This is a genomic window from Caulobacter sp. S45, assembly GCF_903642205.1.
GTDB lineage: Bacteria > Pseudomonadota > Alphaproteobacteria > Caulobacterales > Caulobacteraceae > CAHJWH01.
The window spans coordinates 1-3,354 of the sequence record NZ_CAHJWH010000228.1 but is presented as its reverse complement, the minus strand read 5'-3'; the positions used below and the strand labels follow the sequence as shown (position 1 = coordinate 3,354).

General features: G+C 68.2%; 4 protein-coding genes. All 4 read right to left on the bottom strand.

The window, feature by feature from the left end:
• Positions 1-268 (bottom strand): DUF1153 domain-containing protein (locus tag HUV06_RS15265; RefSeq protein WP_174302099.1); only part of this gene is annotated, 268 nt, incomplete at its 3' end.
• 158 nt (positions 269-426) lie between these two features.
• Positions 427-1,863 carry a flagellar hook protein FlgE gene (locus tag HUV06_RS15260; protein ID WP_174302098.1) on the bottom strand — a complete coding sequence of 479 codons (1,437 nt, stop codon included), beginning with the start codon at positions 1,861-1,863 and terminating at the stop codon, positions 427-429.
• A 43-nt stretch (positions 1,864-1,906) separates the two neighbouring features.
• On the bottom strand, positions 1,907-2,650 hold the full coding sequence (locus tag HUV06_RS15255) for a flagellar hook assembly protein FlgD (protein ID WP_174302097.1): 744 nt from the start codon (positions 2,648-2,650) through the stop codon (positions 1,907-1,909).
• Positions 2,651-2,660: 10 nt separating this feature from the next.
• The coding region (locus tag HUV06_RS15250) for a flagellar hook-length control protein FliK (RefSeq protein WP_174302096.1) at positions 2,661-3,354 on the bottom strand (694 nt) is incomplete at its 5' end.

Here is a 3,354-nt window from a genome sequence, read left to right as displayed (position 1 = left end):
GGATGCGGGTCGTCCGCAGGCCCGCCAGGCCGTGGCGCTCGATGGACTGCTGCCAGCCTGCGAACTCCTCGTCGGTCAGCTTGTAGCGGCGACAGGCGTCCTCCATCGTCAGCAGCCCGCCGCGAACGGCCGCCACGACCTCGGCCTTGCGCCGGATCACCCAGCGCTGGGTGTTGGCCGGCGGCAGGTCATCAAGCGTCAGGCGCGCGCCCGTCGGGCCCACCACGTACCGCTCGCCCTTGGCGTCCAGCCTCTGCGCTTGGAGCATTTTTTACGCCCTCCGATCACCTACAGACCGGAAGATAACCCATGTGACATAACGGGCGTTTAACGGCATTAGTAAAGAAGCTCATAACCGAAGTGTCTCTTTCTGGCACGTTCATAAACATTAAGCAGCGAATCACCTGCGGGTCACGTTTACTTGTATTACTGCTTGATGCTGATGAGGGACTGCAGCATCTGATCGGCTGTCGTCAGGATCTTGGTGGAGGCCGAATAGGCCTCCTGGGTCACGATCAGGCCCGAGAACTGCTGGCTGAGGTCCACAGTGGAAGACTCCAAGGTCGAGGGCGAGATCGTGCCGGCGCCCCCTGAGCCCGCAGACTTCAGGTTGTAGGTCCCGCTGCTGGCGGAGACCTGGTAGTTGTCGCCCGAGACCGACTTCAGCCCGTCCTCGTTCTGGAAGGTCGCAACGGCCACCTGGGCGATCTTGCGCGACACGCCGTTGTCGTAGACGGCGGTGACGAAGCCCTGGTCGTCGATGTCCACGCTGGTCAGGTTGCCGAACTGGGTGCCGTTGGTCTCCACCGACTGGGTGACCGAGGCGCTGGCGTACTGGCTCAGGCCCCCCGGCGCGGTGTCGACGTTGAAGGCCATGGTCTGGGCGCCGACGCCCAAGCTCGTCCCCCAGGACACCTGACCTGCCGCGGGCGGGGTGGTGGAGGCGCCGATGTTCAGCGTCGGCGTGGTGGAGCCCGCAGGGGTGGTGAACGCGCCGGACTGGAACAGGGTCGAGGACGCCATGTTGATGCTGCCGTCGGAGTTGAAGGTCACCGTTCCGGTGGCGACTTGGCCGTCGGTGAGCCCCGAGCCGTCCTGCACGTCGCTGGCGGGGCTGGCCACCAGCTCCGCATCCCAGGTGTTGGCGGTGGAGGACTTCAGCAGGTTCAGCTGCAGCGTGCGCTGGCCGCCCTGGCTGTCCGAGACAGGTACGGAGATGGTGAAGTCCGGCTTGGTGCCGGTGGCGTTGTCGGCGTCGTAGGCGGCCATGCTGGTGGAGGTGCTTGACGGGCTGTAGATCCCCGCCGTCACCGCCGCGTTGACCGTCTGGGACGCGTCCAGGTTGGCGTTCATCGACAAGGTGGTGGTGGGAGTGGCCGTGCCGCCCACGTCGCCCACATTGATGGTCTGCAGCGAGGTCAGGCTGGTCGGGTCGGTGGTCACCGTGCCGTCGGCGTTCACCGGCCAGCCCTGCAGGTACTGGCCCGAGGCGTTCTCCAGATAGCCCGTGTTGTTCAGGGTGAAGGAGCCTGCGCGGGTAAAGTTGCGGCTGTCCGTGACGCTGGGGTCCGGCACCGAGGTGGTGACGAACATGCCCTGGCCGGAGATGGCCAGGTCGGTGTTGGAGGCGGTCTGCTGCAGGTTGCCCTGGGCCGTGACCAGCTGGCGGGTGGAGGCCAGCACGCCCCCGGCGTCGTAGTCGCCGTACAGGTTGGAGTTGGTGACGATGTCGCCGAACTCGGTATCCACCGTCTTGTAGCCGACGGTGTTGGAGTTGGCGATGTTGTCGGAAATTGTGGCGAGGGCCGCGGAGTTGGCGATCAGGCCGGAGACGCCGGCGTTCAGCGCGCTGTTGATGCTCATGACGGGTTCCCTTCAGGGGTAGAGGGGCGAAGGCTGCGAGGGCTCATGATCCGCCCACATTGGTGATGGCGGAGACCGGCACTTGGCTGGAGCCGATCGTGACCATGGTGGCGCCGTTGACGCTCTGGACCGAGCTTGCGGTGCCGCTGACCGACAGGGTGGGGGCGATCGCCCCGCCGCTTGAGTCGGTGGCCGCGACCGACAGGGTGTAGGTCCCGTCGGGGAGCTGGACGCCGGAATTCGTCTGGCCGTTCCAGCTGAAGGTGTTGGCGCCGGCCGCGAAGCTCGGCGCGGTGCCGGTATAGACGACCTGTCCGGTGGAGTTGGCGACCGAGACGTTGGCGCTGGAGGCGGCGGTGGGCAGGTTATAGGTCCAGCTCGCCTGGCCGTTGCTCAGCGCCGCGGTGGCGCTGGTGGCGGTGACCTGCTGGCCGATCAGGCTGACCGCACTCGACACGCCGGATGACGGGGACGAGTTGACCAGCTGCTGCAGCAGCTGGTTGGACAGCAGCTGCTGCTGCACCCCGGTCATCTGCACCAGCTCGGTGGTGAACTGGTTGGGGTCCATCGGCGAGGAGGGGTCCTGGTTCTGCAGCTGGGTGGTCAGCAGGGTCAGGAAGGTCTGGTAGGAGGTCGACAGGTTGGAGGCGCCGCTGGCCAGGTCCGACGCCGTGCTGGAGCTGGTCGAGGACGAGCTCGTGGCGGCTGTGGAGGTCGTGGGCGAGGCGGTGGTGGACGCCACGTAGGCGCTCTGGTTGCCCAGGTAGTTGGTGATGCTGCTGGTCATGGGCGGTCTTTCAGATGCGGATGTCGAGCCGGCTGTCGCCGCTGGTCGTCCAGGCCGATGTGTCGCTCGCACCCCCTGCGGCGAGCCCCTCGCCGGCGATGAAGGCGGCCATGCGGGCGCCGTCGCCCGAAGGGCCGGAGCCGCCGCCGGAGCCTGAGCCCGGGTCGAAACCGCCCTGAAGGCCGGCCCCCAGCGCGCCGGCGGCGCTGCTGGTGAAGTCGAAGCCGCCGGCCGGCACGTTGAAGCCCGCCTGTTCCAGCGCCGTCTTCAGCTCGCCGGCATGGGCGCTGAGCGTGCTGGCGGTCTGCGGGTCGGCGAAGCGGAGCGCGGCGGTGAGCTGGCGGTTGGCGCCTATGGAGACCGAGACGTCCACCCGGCCAAGGCCCAGGGGGTTCATCTGCAGCTGGAAGCGGCTCGATCCCGCAGCCACCTTGGCCGCCATCTGGGCGGCGAGATCGGCGGCGGAGGCCGACATGGGGGTGGCCGAAGCTCCAGCCTGTGAGGGGCTCCGGGCCGGGGAGCCCAGGACGGACATGAAGCCGCCCGTCTGGACCGTAGGGTCCACGGTGTCGCCCTCGCTGGCCGACCCGTCCGAGGCGCTGTCGTCCGCGGCGTCGTCTTGCGGCGGCGGATCGGCCAGAGCGAGGAGGGAGGGCGCCAGCGCGGCGTCGGCAGGCGCGGCGGTGGCCGACGCGGCGGTCGCG